A 19,908-nucleotide genomic window follows, 5' to 3' on the forward strand; every position below is an offset into this window, starting at 1 on the left:
ATCATGCAGGCCGATGCGACAGCGCTTGCCGTTGCAATCGGCAAAGGTGAATTGACGGCGCGGCAGGCGATGGAAGCATCGCTTGCCGCTTCTGCGTTACAGGAGGGGCTTGGCGCGGTGATCCGCGTTGACGCCGAGACGGGTCTTGCCGCTGCTGACCGGTTCGATTCGCTCTCTTCTGATGACAAGGCGAACATGCCCTTTGGCGGTGTTCCAACACTTGCCAAGGACCTCGGAGGCCCCTTCGGAGGCTTTGCCGTTCATGCAGGCTCGAGGGCGCTGGAGGGGGCGGATAGCGATGCCGACAGCGACCTCGCAGCGCGGTTTCGCGACGCCGGTTTTTGTCTTTTCGGCCTGACGACCAGCCCGGAATTCGGTCTGTCTCTGGCCTCGAAACCGGAAAAAGGTCCTCTCTGTCGCAATCCACTCGATCCATCGCTTTCGCCCGGCGGGTCCTCCGGTGGTTCGGCTGCTGCTGTTGCGGCAGGCATCGTATCGATAGCCCATGCCACCGATGCGGGCGGCTCTATCCGCGTTCCCGCCGCCTGCTGTGGCCTTGTGGGGCTGAAGCCTTCGCGCGGGACGATGGCCGCCGGTCCAAACTATGGAAACTATCTTGGCGGTATTGCCACAGAGCTGGCCGTCTGCCGGTCCGTTCGCGATGCGCGTGCGGTTTTCTTTGCGGTTTCAGGCGATGCGCATGGACCGTTTCCACAGCCATCTTTCATCAAAACACCGGATAGGGGCCTTCGGATCGGCCTGGTTGCGGAAACAGGGCCTGATACGCCTTGCGATCCCGCGCGCCTTGCTGTGCTGGAAGAGGCGGCGAAGACGCTGGAGGCGTCAGGGCACAGCATAGAGCCTGTCGCCTGGAATGATGTCGAAGGACCGGGCAAACAGGCCGCCGCTGCCTTTGCCGACATTGCCGCGATTAATCTGGCAAATTCCGCCAGCCGGTTTTCGCTCGATTTAGCGAAGACGGAGACAATGACGCAGGCCGTCATTGAACGCGGGCGCAAGATGCGTGGCGAGGCGGTGTGGTCGCTTGTCAACAAGATTGCCTTCATCGCGCGCGATGTCTGGCAGTTGTTTGACGATATCGATGCGCTGATTGCGCCGATGCTGACCACAGCGCCGAAGCCGCTCGGCGCGTTTTCGACAGATCACAGCGACACGGATGCCCATTTTGAGAGGATGCGCGCCTTTGCCCCGCTTGCCGCTCTTGCCAACCTCTCCGGATTTCCGGCAATAACGCTGCCGTTTGGTGCGGATTCGCGCGGGCTTCCTCTGCCGGTGCAGATTTTTGCGCCCATGGGGGCGGAAGACAGGCTTTTGTCGCTTGCGGCTACACTCGAGCGGGAAGAGCGCTGGTCGCATCCTTTTGAAATCGCAGGATTGGGCGCATGAGTGAGAGAGTGCTGGAAATCGCCGGTGTCAGCAAACGCTTCGGTGACACGCTTGCCAATGACGATATCTCGCTGACCCTCGACAAGGGTGAGATCGTTGCGCTGCTGGGGGAAAACGGCGCCGGCAAGACGACGTTGATGAGCATTCTTTTCGGCCACTACACGCCGGACAGCGGCAGTGTCAGCGTCATGGGAAAACCGCTGCCGCCGGGCAAGCCGCGTGCGGCCATTCGCGCCGGTGTCGGCATGGTGCACCAGCATTTCTCGCTCGCGCCGAACCTGACCGTACTCGAAAACGTCATGACTGGAACCGAGAGCCTGTGGAAGCTTGCGTCTGACCGCAGGGCTGGTCGGCAAAAACTCGAAGACATCTCGAAACGCTTCGGCCTTGCCGTTGAACCGGAAGCCCGCGTCGGCGATCTCTCTGTTGGCGAGCAGCAGCGCGTCGAAATACTGAAGGCGCTTTATAACGACGCGACGATCCTCGTGCTCGATGAGCCGACGGCGGTACTGACCGGGCCGGAGGCCGAAAAACTGTTTGCAACGCTGAAGGAGATGGCAGCCCAGGGCCTGTCGCTGATTTTCATCTCCCACAAACTGGATGAGGTGATGGCGACGGCGGATCGCGTTGTTGTGCTGCGCGGTGGCCGTCAGGTCGCCGAACGCAAGGCGGTAGAGACCAGCAAGGCCGAACTGGCTGAACTCATGGTTGGCCGCAAGGTGGAGCGCCCGGTTCGCGAACCGGCAACGCCGGGACCAGTGGTTCTGGAAGCGGTTGGCGTCAGTGTTCGTGTGGACGGTGTGGACCGGCTGAAACAGGCAAGCTTCACGCTTCATGCTGGTGAGGTGCTCGGCATTATCGGCGTGTCTGGTAATGGCCAGTCGGTTCTGGCCGGGCTTTTAAGCGGCACGATCAAGCGTTCCGCCGGTGATCTGGTGGTATTTGGCAAAGGCGTTGGCGATCTCTCTGTTGCCGATGCGATTGCGCTTGGCATTGGCCGTGTTCCCGAAGACCGCAATGGCGAAGGGGCCATTGGCGAAATGGCCATCTGGGAAAATGCCGTGCTTGAGCGTTTGCCCGAGTTTTCGAAAAACGGTTTTGTCGACCGGAAGAGCGCTGTCGCCTTCGCGGGCGAAATTATCGAAAGCTTCGATGTGCGCGGCGGCACGCCGACAAGCCGCACCCGGCTTTTGTCCGGCGGCAACATGCAGAAGCTCATTCTCGGCCGCAATCTGATTGAAAACCCGAAAATCCTGCTCGCCGCCCAGCCTGCGCGCGGGCTGGATGAAGGGGCCGTTGCCGCCGTTCACGAGCGGATTCTTGCGGCAAGGCGGTCCGGAACATCGGTAGTTTTGATTTCGGAAGACCTTGATGAGGTCATGGCGCTGGCCGACCGGATACAGGCGATTGTCGGCGGCAGGCTTTCCCCGCCGGTCGCTGCCGATGATGTCGATGCCCGAAAGCTCGGCCTGATGATGGCCGGCGAATGGACGGAGAATACCGATGCGGTTTGAACGGCGCGAACATCGACCCGCGGCCCTCGTCATTGCAACGCCGCTGATCGCGGTTGTCGGGGCCCTTGCCGTTTCCGGTATCCTGATCGCTTTGGCCGGCGCGCCGGTTCTTGATGCCTATTGGAAAATTCTGGTCGGCGCGTTCGGCTCGAAGCTTTCCGTCACCGAAACGCTGACGCGGGCAACACCGCTGATCCTGACAGGCCTTGCCGCAGCCGTCGCCTTTCGCGCCAAGCTCTGGAATATCGGTGCGGAGGGGCAGTTTTACCTCGGAGCCATTGCCATGGCCGCTGTCGGCGCGCGCATTACAGAGGGCATGGCGCCGGTCATTCAGATTCCGATCTTGCTGGCAGCGGGCGCGGTTGCGGGCATGCTGCTGCTGCTCTTGCCGCTCTGGCTCAGGCTGAAATTTTCCGTCGATGAGGTGGTCACGACGCTGCTTTTGAATTTTGTGGCTGTCCTGTTCGTCTCGATGCTGATCGATACGGTGCTGAAGGACCCGATGGCGTTCGGCTGGCCGCAGTCGGAAGCCGTTGAACGCGCGGCGCGCCTGCCCAAGCTGATTGACCGCTCACGGCTGCATATCGGGCTGCTGATTGCCGTTGCGCTCGCTTTCATCGTGCACTTCATCCAGTCGCGCACAACATTCGGCATGCGCTCGCGCGCGGCCGGGCTCAACCCGAAGGGCGCGGCCTTTGCCGGTGTGCCGCTTGGGCGCACGCTGGTGCTGGTTGCCATGCTGTCGGGCGGGTTGGCAGGTCTTGCCGGCAGTATCGAGGTGCTTGGCGTCAAGGGCTATGTCACCACCGATCTTTCGCCCGGCTATGGCTATTCCGGCATCGTGGTCGCAATGCTTGCCAATCTGCATCCGCTCGGCGTGGTGCTGGCAGCTCTTTTCACTGCCGTCATGTTCGTCGGCGCGGACGGCATGAGCCGCTCGCTCGGCATCCCGACCTATATCGCCGATGTCACCGTGGCGCTGTCGTTGATCTCGATGCTGGTCGCCGTCTTCTTCACGCAGTACAGGGTGCGCCGATGAACACGCTTGTCGATATCCTCGCCTCCGCCGGTCTCTGGGCCGCCGTGCTGCGTATCGCGACGCCGCTGATCCTCGGAACGCTCGGCGCGCTTCTGTCGGAACGCTCGGGTGTCCTCAACCTCGGCATCGAGGGCATCATGACGTTCGGCGCGATGATCGGTTGGCTCGCCGTCTTCAACGGTGCGGATCTGTGGACCGGGCTGCTGGTCGCGGCTCTCGGTGGTGCGGTATTCGGCGCGCTGCATGCGCTTCTGACCGTCACGCTGGGGCTTTCGCAGCATGTTTCCGGCCTTGGTGTCACGCTGTTTGCCTCAAGCTTTGCCTATTACGTCTTCCGGCTGATGGTGCCGGTCTCCGGTTCGCCGCCCACGGTCGAGCCGTTCCAGCCGATCAATATTCCGGGTCTTTCCGATCTGCCGTTCATCGGCCCGGCGTTCTTTACCCAAACGGCGCCAACCTATCTCGCCATCGTGCTGGCGCTGGTGCTGGCCTATGTGCTGGCGAAAACGCCGCTGGGCCTTGCCGTGCGCATGGCCGGGGAAAACCCGCATGCAGCCGAAGCGCAAGGCGTCAATCCGATGGTGATGCGCTATGGCGCGGTGATCGCAGGCAGTGCGCTGATGGGCGTTGGCGGGGCGTTTTTAACGCTTTCGGCGTTCAATTCGTTTTTCCCGACCATGGTGCAGGGGCGAGGCTGGATCTGTATCGCACTCGTCGTCTTTGCCTCCTGGCGGCCGGAACGGGCGCTGTTCGGGGCGCTGCTGTTTGCCTTTTTCGACGGCTTCCAGCTGCGCCTGCAGACCGCGCTCGATGGCGCCGTGCCCTACCAGATTTTCCTGATGATCCCTTATATTCTGTCGATCGCAGCGCTCGCCGTGATGGCGCGGCGCGCGCGGGTGCCGCAGGCGCTGATGCAACCCTACCGGCGCGGAGAGCGCTGAGAAGCCAGAGAATTGTCCATGTTCGACCTCATCATCAAAAACGCCAATCTTACCGATGGCCGCAAGGGCATCGATATCGGCATCACCGACGGCAAGATCGCCGCGATCGAGAAGAACCTTGCGGCAGAAGCCGGCGAGGTCATCGATGCGACCAACCGGCTGGTGTCGCCGCCTTTTGTCGATCCGCATTTTCACATGGATGCAACGCTGTCGCTCGGCCTGCCGCGCATGAATACCTCCGGCACGCTGCTGGAAGGCATTGCGCTTTGGGGCGAGTTGCGCCCGACGCTGACGAAAGAGGCGCTGATCGAGCGCGCGCTTGCCTATTGCGATCTCGCCGTCGCCCAAGGCCTTTTGCACATCCGCACCCATGTCGACACCTCCGATCCCAAGCTGGTCACCGTTGAAGCCATGCTGGAGCTGAAAGAAAAGATCGCGCCCTATATCGATCTCCAACTCGTCGCCTTTCCGCAGGATGGCTACTATCGCGCAGAAGATGGCGTCAAATCGCTGGAGCGGGCGCTGGATATGGGCGTCGATGTCGTCGGCGGCATTCCGCATTTCGAGCGCACCATGGCCGACGGCGCAAAATCGGTGGAGGCGCTCTGCCGCATTGCTGCAGACCGCGGCCTGCCGGTCGACATGCATTGCGACGAGACCGACGACCCGATGTCGCGCCATATCGAAGCGCTGGCGGCGGAAACCGTGCGCTTCGGCCTTCAGGGCCGCGTTGCCGGTTCGCACCTGACCTCGATGCATTCGATGGACAATTACTATGTCTCCAAGCTGATCCCGCTGATTGCCGAGGCGGAAATCAACGCCATTCCCAACCCGCTGATCAACATCATGCTGCAGGGCCGGCACGACACGTTTCCGAAGCGGCGCGGCATGACGCGGGTGCGCGAACTGCTCGAAGCCGGCATCAATGTCGCCTTCGGCCACGATTGCGTGATGGACCCCTGGTATTCGATGGGCTCCGGTGACATGCTGGAAGTCGGTCATATGGCTATCCACGTTGCACAGATGTCCGGCGTGGACGACAAGCGCGCGATCTTCGACTGCATCACCGTCAATTCCGCAAAGGCGCTGGGTCTTGAGGGCTACGGCCTCGCAACCGGCAACCCCGCCAATCTCGTCATCCTTCAGGCCGAAGATGTGGTGGAAGCCTTGCGGCTGAAGCCGACGCGTCTTGTCGTGCTGCGCGAAGGACGCGTGATTGCGAAGACGGCGCCGAAACTTGCAACGCTCTCGCTGCCCGGCCGTCCGGGTGAGATCGATAGCGGCATCAACCCGACGGGGCGGCCGGCATATCTGGTCTGAAACCACATGATTTAAGCCTGCTTCTGACCCCGTTGCCGTCTGTTCCGGATGCTGCGGGGTTTTCTGATGTGGCCGAAAAGTTTGCTTTTGCAGAAATTTCTTTCATCGCCGGACAGAACGCTTTCACATTCGTCTGAACACGGTCTAGGCTGGCGATAACGGTTGAACAAAGCTGAATAAAGACAGGGGAACCGTTCATGACCTACCGTATTAATGCCGGAGGCACGCTCTGGAGCTTTCCGGACCTGAAAACTCTGATGGCAAAGGCGACGCCGTTGCGATCGGGGGATGTGCTGGCTGGTGTCGCAGCAGCAAGCGCGGAAGAAAGCGTTGCGGCGCGCATGTGCCTGGCAGATGTGCCGCTGAAGGCTTTTCTCGATGAAGCGCTGATCCCGTATGAAACCGATGCTGTAACGCGGCTGATCATGGACAGTCATGATCCTCAAGCCTTTAAAACTGTTTCTCATCTGACCGTTGGCGGCTTTCGCGATTTCCTGCTTTCTCCGGCCGCAGATTCGGCTTGTCTGGCGCACATTGCGCCGGGTATTGCCCCGGAAATGGCAGCGGCAGTATCGAAGCTAATGCGCAATCAGGATCTGGTTCTGGTGGCGAAGAAGTGTCGGGTGGTGACCAAATTCCGGAACACAATCGGGCTGGAGGGGCATATGTCCGTCAGGCTGCAGCCGAACCATCCATCCGATGACCGACTGGGCATTGCGGCGAGCATCGTCGACGGCCTGCTTTACGGGACCGGCGATGCCGTCATTGGTATCAATCCGGCTTCTGATAATGTGTCTGTGCTGTCCGAGCTGGTGGAGATGATGGCGGAAATCATTTCCCGCTACGATATTCCCACGCAATCCTGTGTGCTGACTCATGTGACGACGTCGATTGAGATGGCCAGTCGCGGGCTACCGGTTGATCTTGTCTTCCAGTCCATTGCCGGAACGGAAAAAGCCAATACCTCCTTCGGCATCTCTTTGGAAATGTTGCAGGAAGGCTACGAAGCCGGGCTTTCGCTTAAGCGTGGAAGCGTTGGCGAAAATCTGATGTATTTTGAGACCGGGCAGGGCTCGGCGCTTTCCGCCGATGCACATTTTGGCTGCGATCAGCAGACGCTGGAAGCGCGTGCCTATGGTGTGGCGCGCGCCTATGCGCCACTGCTGGTCAACACGGTCGTTGGTTTCATCGGCCCTGAATATCTCTATGACGGCAAGCAGATCATTCGTGCCGGGCTTGAGGATCATTTCTGTGGCAAGCTTCTCGGTGTGCCGATGGGCTGCGATATTTGCTACACCAATCATGCGGAAGCCGATCAGGATGACATGGATACGCTGCTGACCCTTTTGGGCACGGCGGGCATCAATTTCATCATGGGCATTCCCGGCTCGGATGATGTGATGCTGAACTATCAGTCTACCTCTTTTCACGATCAGCTCTACCTGCGTGAGGTGCTGGGGCTGAAACGCGCGCCGGAATTTGAAGCCTGGCTGGAACGCATGCGGGTAACGGATAGGAGCGGGCGCCTTTTGCCGCAGGATCCGGGGCATGCGTTGTTGAGGATTGCATCATGAGTGATCTGACGACCCGGAAACCGGATATTGCAGATGGTGTCCGTGACGATCCATGGGAGCGGCTGAAGCAATATACGGACGCACGCATTGCTATTGGCAGATCCGGCGCTTCGCTGCCAACGCGGGAGGTTCTGAATTTCGCGCTTTCTCATGCGCGCGCACGTGATGCTGTGCACACGCCGCTTGATGCAGAAATGCTGGAAGCAGGCGTTGCAGAACGCGGGCTTCAGACTATACGCGTTCAAAGCCGGGTGGCTGACCGAACAGAATATCTGACAAGACCTGATTTTGGTCGGCGGCTTCTGCATGCCGATGCCGAGCGCATTGCGGGGCTGGCAAACGAGGTGTGTGATATCGCGGTGGTGATTGCCGATGGCCTTTCGTCAACAGCTGTTGCGGAAAATGCAATACCGTTTCTCTCGTCGTTAACGGACGAGCTGAGAAAGTCCGGCTTTTCGATCAGGCCGGTGACGATTGTTTCCAATGGCCGTGTGGCGATCGGTGATGAGATCGGCGCTTTATTGAAAGCGCGGCTTGTTGTGGTCATGATTGGCGAACGGCCGGGGCTTTCCGCCACGGACAGTCTCGGTGCTTATCTGACCTTCGGGCCGAAGATAGGCCGTTCGGATGCAGAGCGGAACTGTATTTCAAACATTCGCAAGGCCGGGCTCAAGCCGCCGGTCGCAGCGGAGAAGGCCGCGTGGCTGATCCGGGAAGCGTTGCGGCGCGGGCTGACGGGCGTGAACCTTAAAGAAGAGCAGCAGACTTTTCTGGACGACGACTGACGGTCCCGGCTTTTCCATTCGACACCGCTCTTATCCGGGCAAGAAAAAACCGGCAGTTTCCCGCCGGTTTTTTGTTCGGCTCTGATGTGCCGTGTTTTAAACGCTCGAACCGTTTTCGGCGGCTTTGCGCGCCCGACGGCGCGCCTTGATCTTCGGGCCGATGACCGGGATCGTTAGGGTCAGAAGTGCAATAATCAGGAAAATTGCACAGACCGGGCTGGTCGCAAAGATCGAGAAGTCGCCATCGGACATGATCAGCGAACGCCGCAGATTGCCTTCAACCATGGGCCCGAGAATGATGCCGATGATGACCGGCGACATCGAGAAGTCGAGCTTCAGCATGACGTAGGCGCAGACACCGGCAATCATCATGACGAACACATCGGTCATCGTGTTATTCACTGAATAGGCGCCAACGGTGCAGAGCACCAGAATAATCGGGACCAGCAGCTTACGCGGAACCGACATGACGCGGGTGAACAGGCGGATCGACGAGAAGCCCAGAATCCCCATCATCAGGTTGGCGACCAGAAGACCGATGAAGATCGTGTTGACCTCAACCGGGTGCTCTGTGAACAGCAGCGGACCAAGCTGGAGGCCCTGCACCATGAAGGCGCCCATCATAATGGCTGTCGCGCCATCGCCGGGAATGCCAAGCGTCATCAGGGGGACCATGGCACCACCGGCAACCGAGTTGGCTCCGGCTTCAGGTGCGGAAACCCCTTCGATAGAGCCCTTGCCGAATTCTTCCGGATGTTTCGACCAGCGCTTGGCTTCCGTATAAGAGATGAAGGAAGCAATATCGCCACCTGTGCCCGGGATCGAGCCGATGGCAGTACCAATCGCGGAGGAGCGGATATAGGTCGGCAGAACGCGCCGGAAGTCGACCCATGTCGGCAGAACGCGGGTGATTTTGGTTTTCGGGCGCGCTGGGGCGTTTTCGCGGATTTCCTTCCAGTTTTCCTCGATACCCAGAAGGGCTTGCGAGAAAGCAAACAGACCGACAAGTACCGGGACGAAGGAAATGCCACCCATCAGGTAGAAGGAATCGAATGTGAAGCGCATGCCTGCGGTCATCGGATCAAGGCCAATCGTGGCGATAAACAGTCCGATGCAGCCGCCCATCAGGCCCTTGATAACCGATTGAGAGGAAACCGAAGTGATGATGGATATCCCGAACACGCCGAGCGCGAAATAATCCGGAGCAGCCAGACCTGTGGCGACTTTTGCAAGCTGCGGCGCAACGATGATGAGCGCAATGGCGCTGAAAAGACCGCCAAACATCGAGCTTGCGGTTGAGAGGCCCAAAGCCCTTCCGGCTTCACCCTTCAGCGTCATTGGGTAACCATCAAGCACCGTTGCGGCGGATGCAGGTGTTCCGGGGGTGTTGATCAGAATGGCGCTGATCGAGCCACCATAAATGGCGCCGCAATAGACGCCGAGCAGCATCAGGATACCTTCCAGACCCTGGAAGGAGAATGTCAGCGGCATCAGCAGAGCGATGCCCATGTTCACAGTCAGGCCCGGCAGTGAACCAATCAGAATGCCGGCAAGCGTGCCCATGAATACAATCAGGAGTGCCTGATAGCTGAAAACAATGCCTGCAGCTTGAATAATATCATGCATGATCTTGGTTCCTTCCCGGCGCTATTCCAGAAATGCCGGGGCCGGCAGCGAAATGTTGAAGATGTGAACGAAGAAGAACCAGATGACACCGATGGCGGCGACGGTTGTAACCCCGATAATCAGCGGGCGTCGTTCACCCATGATCAGCATGACGATCGGCATTATGATGACGCCTCCAATCACAAAGCCTGCCCATGCCATCAGCGTTGCAAAGCCAAAGGCGACGGCTGCGGTGAGATAGGCCCAAAGGTTTCCCGGAGCACCAAGAATGACCTCGCGACCTGCATTGATAGCCGGAAAGGCGAAAACCTCAATCAGTTGAAGAATACCGAGGCCGATCAGAAGCCAGGCGATCATGTGTGGCCAGAAGGCTTCTCCGGGAACACCATCCGGTGACATCGTTGTAAGTCCGCGGGAGAACCAGAAGATGGCAAGTCCAAGAAGAATGGAAACGGCAGCCACCAGGACATTATATTTTTTCATTGCTTTCCTCCCCGCCCGGGGCCGCGGCCCTGAATTTTCAGGGCCGCGGTTGAGCGCAACAATTATTGCTTACTGGGAATTCTTGGAGTCTTCGATGAGCTTGGCGTACATTTCGTCGTCACGCTTCATCATCTCCTGAACTTTGTCACCAACCAGCGTGCTGGGCATGATGCCCTGGTTTTTCATGGCCTGCTGGAACTCAGGATCCGCAGCAACTGCCTTGAAGACTTCGATCAGCTGACCTTTGACGTCTTCCGGCATGTTGGCCGGGCCTGCAATGGCTGCCCATGCACGCAGCTGCGTATCTGTACCTGCGCCCAGAGCTTCGTTGAAGGTGGGAACATCGGGGAACAGTGCAAAACGCTTGGAGTCCATGACGCCCAGCATACGCAGTGCACCGGCATCGATCTGCGGCTTGGCTGCACCCGGTGTGGTGACAACGGCATCAACATGACCGCCAACGAGTGCGGCGATTGCCGGGCCAATGCCTTCAGAATACGGAATCCGCTTCAGGTCGATACCCAGCTGCTGTTCCATGTTGATCGTGGCAAGATCGTAGATCGCACCCGTTCCGGAGTTGGCAACCTGGATTTTACCCGGGTTTTCCTTGGCAGCTTCCACGAAATCTTCCAGCGTCTTGTACGGGCTGTCAGCGTTGACAACCAGTGAAGCCGGGTCGGCGATCGGTGCATAAAGACCGGTAAAGTTCTCGTAGTTGACCGGCGACTTGTTCTGGTGTGGGAACATGGCCAGCTCAACGGTGGTCATGACCAGTGTCTGACCATCGGGCTTTGCGCGGGCCGCTTCGATCAGGCCCGTCACGCCATTACCGGCGGGCTTGTTTTCCGGAACGAAAATCACGCCTTCCGGCAGGTATTTTTTGGCATATTCCAGTGTCAGGCGGGCTGATGTATCCGTGCCGCCACCCGGATTCTTCGGGATGATGACGGTGATGTTCTTCTTCGGATAAGTCAGCTCCTGCGCTGTGGCCTGCACGCTGGCCAAAGCCAGTACGCCACAAAGCGCCAGTCCAATTGCTTTCAGCATTCTTAACTCCCTTGTTGTGCTGGTTATTCCCGGTCTGTCTATCTCGTTTGCAAACCGAAAAACTAGCCATCCTCCAGTGTCAAATGGCTGTAGACGATTGACTTACGGTTGTGTGTGTAAGTCAGGTGAAGCTCTTTGCCTCTGGCAATGATTGCCGGATACGAGTATTCTCCCTCTTCAGTCTCGAGGTCGATAACTCTATGAAAAGTTTCGGCATTATCATTTGAAAGTGCCAGGGAAAGAGGCGTACGACGGCCCCAGTTGCCGCCATTCGGGTTATAGGCAAGCGCAAGTACGCCGCCGGTTTCGGCAACATCGATGCCGGAATTGTTATTGACGGTTTCGGTCGGATAGGCCTCAGACCATGTCCGGCCGAAATCATCGGAATCTGTTCTGTAAAGGTGACCGCGGGTCGAGCGCATCAGCATATGGACTTTGCCGGGAGCCGATTCCCACGCGCTTGGCTGTATCACCCCATCCCATCTGAAAACCTTCTGCGGATCTGTTTCCCACAAGGCATTTTCGGCCAGTCCGCCCCAGACGCCGCCATTATCTTGCGTGTCACTATTACTGCGGTGGGTGAAGGGAACATCGCAGCGGGCCCAGCTTTTGCCTTCGTCTGCAGAAATATCCGCGAATGCGTCCCAGATCTCATCGGTTTCAACCGAAGCCGGCGCCAGCCATTCACCATTGGACATCACAAGAAGCTTGTTCTTCACCGGTCCGCGCGGTGCGCTGTCACCGGGAACCAGCTCAGCTGGCTTCGACCATGTCAGTCCGCCATCGTGTGAAACGCTCCAGCGTGTTGTCCATGTGTGGACCGTCGGGCCGACCTTGTAGAACAGCCAGACCGTGTTGCCTTCGTTGAGGAGAACCGGATTCCAGTGCGCAAGCCCGTCCTCGGCAAAGAGGCGGCGGGGTGCCTCCCAGTTTTCGCCGTCACCGCGCACGGTCCAGATGGCGACATCGCCTTCGCCTTCGCGCTCACCGCCGAAAAAGGCGGTGAGCCGGGTATTGTCTGGGAGGACAATCACAGTGGAAGCGTGGCAGTTCCGAAACAGGGTATGGTCTGGCGGAACGATAAAGGTTTTTGTCTGTAGCTTTACATTCAGCATCGACAAGGTCTCCTCCTCTTCGATGGCAGTTGTCGTTCAGATTACTCGGCAGCAACCCGGCTTTCCGGCTGAAGAGCCGTTGCAGGAAGGCCGAGTTCCAGTGTCTGGTTCAGCCAGTCTCCGAGGGCAATCATCTGCGAAACGGTCGACGAGAAATGATTGTCGAAGTAGCTGCCGGTGGTCAGCGAACGGCACTTCATTGATGCAAAATTGCCGATGGCCTTCTGGAAATCCTTGGCACAGGCTGGATAATTCATGCTTTCTGTCAGGGCTGCCAGCGACAGGAATTTGGACAGAATCTCCGCTTTTCTCGGCGCATTCTGCCAGTTTTCAAACAGCCAGACATAAAGTGCCGGATGGAAGTTTGCCATCACACCGCTGTAGCCATGGCAGCCTGCTTTCATGCTCTCCAGGAGCGTTTGAGCGTTGGCGTTGGCGATGTGCAGCTGGCTTCCATTAGCCAGTTCGGCGCGGCGGCGAAGCATCTCAATGTTGCAGCAGGTATCTTTGAGAAAAGTGAAACGACCGGACTTCGCAGCCCATGATACGGCTTCTTCGCTCAAGAGGCGTTTATAGGGGTAGGGGCACTCATAAACGCCAAGGCCGACATTGGTCGGGAGCTTCTCTGTCAGAGCCGCGAGATTTTCCAGGAACACGGCATCGGGCTGATCCTGGGCGGCCAGTCGATTGGAAATCATGATGACACTGTCAACGCCGCATTCAGCAATTGCCTGCAGTTGCTCTGCCTGATGGCTGGGGGCATTGCCGGTGTGGCCCGAAGCAACAACCGGTGCACGGCCATCAACGTAATCAACGACGAAACGGGTCAGTCTTTCCGATTCCGCATCGCTCAGAAAGAACATCTCGCTCGACTGGCAGTTGGCGAAGAGGCCATGAACGCCGGCTGACAGATACCAGTCGATCAGGTTTTCAAGCGACGCCCAGTCGATCTCGAGGTTCTCGGTAAACGGGGTCAGCATAACAGGCCAGATGCCTGTGTGGTGGTCGTGCGCGCTTTCGAGTGCCTTGGTCATTTGTCTTTCCTTGCTGCAGGAAGCGCACCTTCTTCAAGGCCACTGCCCCGCGTCTAAGTCTGGTCTGAGCCGTAGCATTGCAGTGTCCCGGACACGGCCGAAAATGCCTCCTGTAGCTCTTTGAAAGGCAGCTGCGCAAAACTGCTTTTCGCCGAAAGTCAGCAAGGTTTCTGCGGCTCACATCGTTCGCAGCGGTCATGCTGCTACGTGTTAGCACTGATGCTTACTCGCTTTCTCTTGGTTCGACAAGATATGAAATGATCAATAGTAGATATTTTTGAATTAGCAATCAAATAACTGATTGTATCAGTTGAGGTCTGTTATTTCTGGAAAGGTTGCCCAGACGCGAACGTGTGTTCTCTGATCCTTGGCAGGCCGCATTTTGGGGTCCGTGCACAAGGTGAGATCCGGCTTGTAGGAAATCCCGGGCTGCAACAGGACGTGGTTGCCGCCTGACGCGCGGCAAAGGCATCATATCTGGAAAAACGATCCAGTGTTATCGTTTGCCAGGTAAGTCAGGACTTTGCTGGTGCTTTCGCACATCGGCTTGGACGCGGTCGATACTTGTCTCGGAGGTGCGTCTAGCCCACGCCGGAAAGTCCTGCATTTTTGCATAGCTGCCATCGAAAAGTTACGTTGGTGTCGCCATAAACTTTAAATTTTTACCGAAGTCTTGCGGTCCGCACTCTGAGTAATGCGCTAGGCGCATAGAAACGATGCGGATATAGCGGTAGCTCACCCACCTTTGTTGAGCATATATTGGTTCGTACAAATTTACGCCTACCATGAGGATTATGTTATGACGAACCGTTCTTTCAGAGATGAAAAATGTGCGGCCCCCGCCAGAAGCCGGAACTCTTTCGCACGTTTCGCACGCGGCATTGAAGGGTTCATCGGTGACTTCAACGAAAACCGGGCCGAAGCCCGCCGCCGTTGCCCGAATGCACCGCGCTGATCAGGTTTTACAACAGCTTGAAACGATCCGCCGCCGTAGCATCTCCGGGCCTTTGGCTCCGGACGGTCGCTGCTTTTGGCGATGTGGCGGTTTTAGCCTCTTTTTCCTTTCTTTTCCGTCGGCCAGCGATACGGTCGCACGAGACGCTCTGTAGCTGACAGTTTTTGGGCACAGCATCATCTGTCCACAATATTGAGTGACTATACCGTCTCGCGATGAGCAGGACGAAGAGATCCACTCGACAGTTCGGAAAGCGCGTTTTATTCACTCGGCTCTTTGCGAAATACCCTGTGCAAGGTCTGATGATCGGCACACTTGGCATTATGGTTTTCTCTTTATAATCAACCTGCATGCTGCTGAGGAGGTGGCTTGTTCTCAAGCGCTGCCGATTTTTGCCAAAATAGTCAATAAAGTGAGAGTTTGCGCAGCGTTGCTTGTCAGGTTCGCTCAGTAAATCCGATAACGGCCACACATGCAGAATGCATCAGGTTGAAATTATATTTTGACCAAAGTTAAAATTTACCTTAAATGCAACCATGCGTTGTGATGGGTTGATGTCCATAACAGTCATAAAAAAGACAGGGTCAAGAGGGTGCTATCTGTTCATTTCAGGTGGCGGATCAATCGAACAAACAGAAGCAGGTGCTCAGTGAAAGTACTCTCAATTTTCGGAACAAGGCCGGAAGCTATCAAGATGGCGCCAGTGGTTCGTTCTATGACCAATGATAGCGCTATCATGTCTTTAACCTGCGTCACTGGCCAGCATCGATCCATGCTTGATCAGGTGCTCGATCTGTTCGAAATCAGACCTGATTTCGATTTGTCTGTTATGGCGCCAAACCAGACGCTGAATAGTCTTTCATGCAAGATTATCGCCGGACTGGATGAGGTTCTGGATCAGGTGAGGCCGGACTATGTGCTGGTACACGGAGATACGACCTCGGCGATGGCAGCGAGCCTCGCGGCCTTTCACCGGGGAATAAAAATCGGCCATGTGGAAGCGGGGCTTCGAACCTAAGACCTATCAAAGCCGTGGCCGGAGGAAATGAACCGCCGCGTCATTGATACAGTCGCGAGCTTTCACTTCGCGCCTACAGCGACAAGTGCTGAAAACCTGAGCAATGAGAAGCTGGGCGGCACTATTCTGGTGACAGGAAACACAGTCATCGATGCCCTTCATGAGACAGTTCGCAAGATCAGGACAAATGCAGATCTCAAGGCGGAACTCACGCGGCGCTTTTCTTTTATAAATCCGGATCTCAAAACGCTTCTCGTCACAGGTCACCGCCGTGAAAGCTTTGGAGATGGGTTCGTCAGTATCTGTAAGGCGTTGGCACGGCTTGCAGAACGCTCAGATCTGCAGATTGTCTATCCGGTCCATCTCAACCCCAACGTATCCGGACCGGTGCACGAGTTGCTGGCGGGTGCAGAGAATGTCCACCTGATCGAGCCGCAGGGCTATCTTGATTTCGTGTTTCTGATGCAACGCGCCGATATCATCATGACCGATTCAGGCGGCGTTCAGGAAGAGGCGCCTTCTATGGGCAAACCGGTTCTCGTCATGCGTGATGTAACGGAAAGACCAGAGGCTGTTGCAGCCGGGACAGTCAAGCTGGTCGGCACCAATGCGGAGCGCATAGTACAGGAAATGACCCGCCTTCTGGACGATCCCACGTATTATGATGCCTTTGCACGCACCATAAACCCTTATGGCGATGGCAAAGCAGCGGCTCGGATAGCCGATGCGCTTGCAGGGCGAGCAGTCACGACTTTCGAGCCAAGTTCCGTAACGCAGTCGTTTTTTTGAAGCTGGGCGGTCTGAGTTACCGCTTGAGGAGAGTTAGCATGTCATATTCACCACTGCGCACTACACGCTGCAGTTGCCCTAGATTCGTTTCTTATCCTGTCGCCAGCCTGCTTCTGGTCGCAGGTTTCGCCGGATCTGCCAATGCAGGCGAGATTGCCGATGCCCTAAATCAACTGGTCCAGAAGAAAACCATTCAGCAGTCCGTGATGCTATCGGACCTTGGAGTGACACGTCCGCTTTCGCTTGCCGGTTCTTCTGCAAGACGTGATATTTATCTTCCAGTGCCTTCCGAGGTTCCTCTGGAAGACGCTGTGCTGGATCTCAAAGGGCACTATTTGCACGCTGACGGTGGTGAGACCACCTACACGCTTTCGCTCGACAGCTACGCTGTTGCGGCGCGTTCCCTTACAGGAGCGGAAGGTAATGCTGACATCCAGATCGGTGTTGACGGTGCTCCCCGTGAAAGCGGTTTCCTGCATCTTGGTATCAACTGGTCTTCTGCCAGTGGAAAATTTTACTGCGATGATGCCGAGCCTATTGGCAACATACTCCAGATTCTGCCAGAGACACGGCTGAACTACAGCTATATGTCTGACCAGGTTACGGATATTGCGAGTGCCTGGGCTGCGCTGCCTCTGAATGTTGATCTCATGATATCCGGTGAAACCCTTGACGAAGCCCAGTATGATGCGGCCTGGCGCATCGGAACAGCGCTTGAAAAAGCCGGAAAACATATCAACGTCATCGCCTTGCCCCGCGTGGGGGATATCGTTGATGCAGAGGGTATCGCAGTCCCGACGGCTCTTCTCAAAATCCCGGCCTTTTCGAAATTCTCTGATGGAGGAGCGGTTAAGCTGAACAGTGAGGCTGAGCTTGGCGCCTTTCTTCTGTTAAGAGCACCTTCATTTCAGCCAGATGTTCTGGTGATGGATGCTGTGTTCAATCAGCACATGACCACCGCCTTTTCTGCCCTGTCTGACGAAATTGCCGCAGAGGACAGCGAAGCCGCCGCGCCGCTGCGGTCAATGGAAAAAACCAACGCGCTGCTCATCGAACCACTCGAAGAAGAAAATGTCGGGCTGCGTTTTGTTGCGGGCCGGCCGGTGATTGCAGTTTCGCAAGATGGGACCGCAGAAGCCGCCGGACTGTTTGATACAATGTGGAGAAACGCGGCAGCAGCAGAACAGCTTTCAGTTCGCCACGCTTCCACGCCGCAGACAGCCGATAACCGTATAGCACTGGGCGCGATCAGTCAGGCGGCTGGCGATGTTGACGTTGTCTCACAGGCTGAATGGTCAACGACGTTCAATACTGGTGACTTTCCCGTCGGCAAGACGCCGGCTGGGTTGGATCTGAAGGTATCTGCAGCGCCGGGCGCGACGGCCACCAAACCTGTCGCTTCTGTCTTCCTGAACGGTTACCTTCTCGGTGCGAAACAGCTGACATCTGACGGGCAGCCTGAAGCTATCTCGGTGAAAGTTCCGTCATATGCTCTTCTGCCGAGAAATACGATTTCAGTTCGGTTTCAGCGTCAGCCGGCAAGCGATCACTGCCGCGAGACACCTCAGGCATTTCCGGCCGCGGTCCTGCCCGATAGTCAGATTATCCTGAGAGATGCTCCCCCTGCCGACGGTTTCGTCACACTTGCCCCTCACATGTCAGGAGATACTTATGTTGCCGTGCCGAACAGCTGGCTTTCACAGGCAACCCGCACGCTTCCCACCGTTGTGCATGTGGCCGGAGCAAGTGGCATTTCGCCTTCAAAGGCTGAGTTCAGCGCTGTAGAGGCCGCCGCGGTTTCCCAACCCGACAAGCCATTCCTGTTCTTTGATATTGCGGGGGAAAGCTTGCCCGGACGCGTGAAGACTAGTGGCAAACAGATGACAATCTCTGCTGCCGACGGCACCCCTTTGTTTGATGTTGCGGGCCTTTCCAACATTGCTGTTCTCGAAGCTGTTCACGCAAACAATCAGGCAGGTCTGTCTTATCAGTCTGTAGGCTCTGTCGCGACGATAGACCGCTCATTCCAGTTGCCTCAGGGGGATGTCGCCATCATCGGTGAAAATGGCGTCCTCGCATCGGCAAACATCAGCGGCAAGCCACTTTTTTCTGATGGTGAAAACCCGGTTTCGATTGTCTCATCCGATAGGTTTTCGCTCAAGTCGCTGGTGACGCCGGAATTCTGGACGCAGCGCTTTCCATGGTTCCTCACCATAGCGATTGTCGGCGGTTTTGTTGTGCTCACGGTCCTCGCCAAAATTGCGCGACGCAGAGCTGAAAAAGGCTCCGAGAAAGATCAGGGTTAAGAAGCAATGCAGCTTTACTGGCCCTACCTCCTCGCCGAATATTACCGTTTTCTGGAGTACGGCACTGTCGTGGTCGCGGTCATTATTTTGGTGTCCTGCATCGATGACCTGTTCATCGATGCAGTGTTTTATCTCAGAGCGATCAAACGGTATTTCACAGTCCGAAGGCGCTATCAGCCGCTGACCACACAACAGCTCTACAACCGTCCGGAACAGCACATCGCGATCATGGTGCCGGCCTGGCTCGAATATGATGTGATTGCCGCGATGATCGAGGGCATGGTGAAAACCCTCGATTACCGAAATTACACTGTTTTCGTGGGCACATATCAAAATGACGCAGCAACCATCGCCGAGGTCGAACGTATGCGCCGTCGGTATCGGCAGTTGGTGCGCGTAGAAGTGCCGCATGACGGACCAACCTGCAAAGCCGATTGCCTGAACTGGGTTATTCAGGCGATCTTTGCACACGAGAAGAGCCATGGCATCAGTTTTGCAGGAACAATCCTGCACGATAGTGAGGATGTTCTTCATCCGCTGGAGCTCCGTTTTTTCAACTATCTTCTGCCGCGTATCGATCTCATCCAGATCCCGGTAAACTCGCTTGAACGCAATTGGTACGATCTGGTTGCCGGGGTCTACATGGATGAATTTGCCGAGTGGCATGGCAAGGATATCGTGGTGAGAGAAGCGCTTTCAGGCGTTGTCCCTTCTGCCGGCGTGGGCACCTGTTTCTCCAGGAAAGCTCTTTTGACCCTTTCAGAGGAAAGCGACAACCAGCCGTTCAACACGCAGACACTGACGGAGGACTACGATATCGGCGTGCGTCTTGCCGAACACGGTATGCGCTCGATCATGGCTGTCTGACGTCAGCGCCGGTGGGACAGATTTGAGGATTTGAATAAGGGAGGATTTCTGGTTCATCTTATCAATTAGGAGATCGAGATGACGAAGA

General features: G+C 56.9%; 15 protein-coding genes and 1 pseudogene. 11 read left to right on the top strand and 5 right to left on the bottom strand.

Annotated features, from left to right (window positions below):
* Positions 1–3: 3 nt before the first annotated feature.
* From EDC90_RS13815 to eutC, 7 genes are all read left to right on the top strand, one after another.
* Positions 4–1,407: an amidase gene (locus EDC90_RS13815; RefSeq protein WP_132312631.1), complete on the top strand. Its 1,404-nt coding sequence runs from the start codon at positions 4–6 to the stop codon at positions 1,405–1,407.
* Positions 1,404–2,921, top strand: a complete 1,518-nt coding sequence (locus tag EDC90_RS13820) for an ABC transporter ATP-binding protein (RefSeq protein WP_132312633.1) — start codon at positions 1,404–1,406, stop codon at positions 2,919–2,921. Before EDC90_RS13815 ends, EDC90_RS13820 begins: the two co-directional genes overlap by 4 nt.
* A complete protein-coding gene (locus EDC90_RS13825) occupies positions 2,911–3,960 on the top strand; it encodes an ABC transporter permease (RefSeq protein WP_132312635.1) in 1,050 nt (349 codons plus the stop codon). The genes EDC90_RS13820 and EDC90_RS13825 overlap by 11 nt, the downstream gene beginning before the upstream one ends.
* Entirely contained in the window at positions 3,957–4,901 is a 945-nt protein-coding gene (locus EDC90_RS13830; RefSeq protein WP_132312637.1) for an ABC transporter permease, read from the top strand. The genes EDC90_RS13825 and EDC90_RS13830 overlap by 4 nt, the downstream gene beginning before the upstream one ends.
* An 18-nt stretch (positions 4,902–4,919) precedes the next feature.
* Positions 4,920–6,221, top strand: a complete 1,302-nt coding sequence (locus tag EDC90_RS13835) for an amidohydrolase family protein (protein WP_132312639.1) — start codon at positions 4,920–4,922, stop codon at positions 6,219–6,221.
* A 197-nt stretch (positions 6,222–6,418) separates the two neighbouring features.
* Positions 6,419–7,795 (top strand): ethanolamine ammonia-lyase subunit EutB, encoded by a 1,377-nt coding sequence (locus tag EDC90_RS13840; RefSeq protein WP_132312641.1) that lies wholly within the window; start codon positions 6,419–6,421, stop codon positions 7,793–7,795.
* Positions 7,792–8,580, top strand: a complete 789-nt coding sequence (gene eutC / locus EDC90_RS13845; protein ID WP_132312643.1) for an ethanolamine ammonia-lyase subunit EutC — start codon at positions 7,792–7,794, stop codon at positions 8,578–8,580. The genes EDC90_RS13840 and eutC overlap by 4 nt, the downstream gene beginning before the upstream one ends.
* 96 nt (positions 8,581–8,676) lie before the next feature.
* Here the strand turns inward: eutC and EDC90_RS13850 are convergent, their stop codons facing one another.
* The 5 genes from EDC90_RS13850 to EDC90_RS13870 all read right to left on the bottom strand — a co-directional run bounded on the left by EDC90_RS13850 (position 8,677) and on the right by EDC90_RS13870 (position 13,885).
* Positions 8,677–10,206: a tripartite tricarboxylate transporter permease gene (locus EDC90_RS13850; protein ID WP_132312645.1), complete on the bottom strand. Its 1,530-nt coding sequence runs from the start codon at positions 10,204–10,206 to the stop codon at positions 8,677–8,679.
* Between the two features lie 21 nt (positions 10,207–10,227).
* Complete coding sequence (locus EDC90_RS13855; RefSeq protein WP_132312647.1) at positions 10,228–10,689, bottom strand: tripartite tricarboxylate transporter TctB family protein; 462 nt, start codon at positions 10,687–10,689, stop codon at positions 10,228–10,230.
* Positions 10,690–10,758: 69 nt separating this feature from the next.
* Positions 10,759–11,736, bottom strand: coding sequence for a Bug family tripartite tricarboxylate transporter substrate binding protein (locus EDC90_RS13860; protein ID WP_132312649.1), 978 nt, complete (start codon positions 11,734–11,736; stop codon positions 10,759–10,761).
* Positions 11,737–11,798: 62 nt separating this feature from the next.
* Complete coding sequence (locus tag EDC90_RS13865; protein ID WP_132312651.1) at positions 11,799–12,851, bottom strand: sialidase family protein; 1,053 nt, start codon at positions 12,849–12,851, stop codon at positions 11,799–11,801.
* A gap of 41 nt (positions 12,852–12,892) precedes the next feature.
* A complete protein-coding gene (locus EDC90_RS13870) occupies positions 12,893–13,885 on the bottom strand; it encodes a dihydrodipicolinate synthase family protein (protein WP_132312653.1) in 993 nt (330 codons plus the stop codon).
* A gap of 799 nt (positions 13,886–14,684) precedes the next feature.
* Here EDC90_RS13870 and EDC90_RS20910 point away from each other — a divergent pair.
* The 4 genes and pseudogenes from EDC90_RS20910 (at position 14,685) to EDC90_RS13885 (ending at position 19,820) form a co-directional block, all read left to right on the top strand.
* The gene (locus EDC90_RS20910) at positions 14,685–14,840 is read left to right on the top strand and encodes a hypothetical protein (RefSeq protein WP_165972842.1); all 156 of its coding nucleotides are present in this window, start codon (positions 14,685–14,687) and stop codon (positions 14,838–14,840) included.
* Positions 14,841–15,555: 715 nt separating this feature from the next.
* Positions 15,556–16,647, top strand: a pseudogene (gene wecB / locus EDC90_RS13875) (non-hydrolyzing UDP-N-acetylglucosamine 2-epimerase).
* 38 nt (positions 16,648–16,685) lie between these two features.
* Positions 16,686–18,953, top strand: coding sequence for a cellulose biosynthesis cyclic di-GMP-binding regulatory protein BcsB (locus EDC90_RS13880; protein ID WP_132312655.1), 2,268 nt, complete (start codon positions 16,686–16,688; stop codon positions 18,951–18,953).
* Between the two features lie 6 nt (positions 18,954–18,959).
* Positions 18,960–19,820, top strand: a complete 861-nt coding sequence (locus EDC90_RS13885) for a glycosyltransferase (protein WP_245511057.1) — start codon at positions 18,960–18,962, stop codon at positions 19,818–19,820.
* Positions 19,821–19,908: the final 88 nt, after the last annotated feature.

The sequence above is a fragment of the Martelella mediterranea genome (assembly GCF_004342225.1).
Classification (GTDB): Bacteria; Pseudomonadota; Alphaproteobacteria; order Rhizobiales; family Rhizobiaceae; genus Martelella; species Martelella mediterranea_B.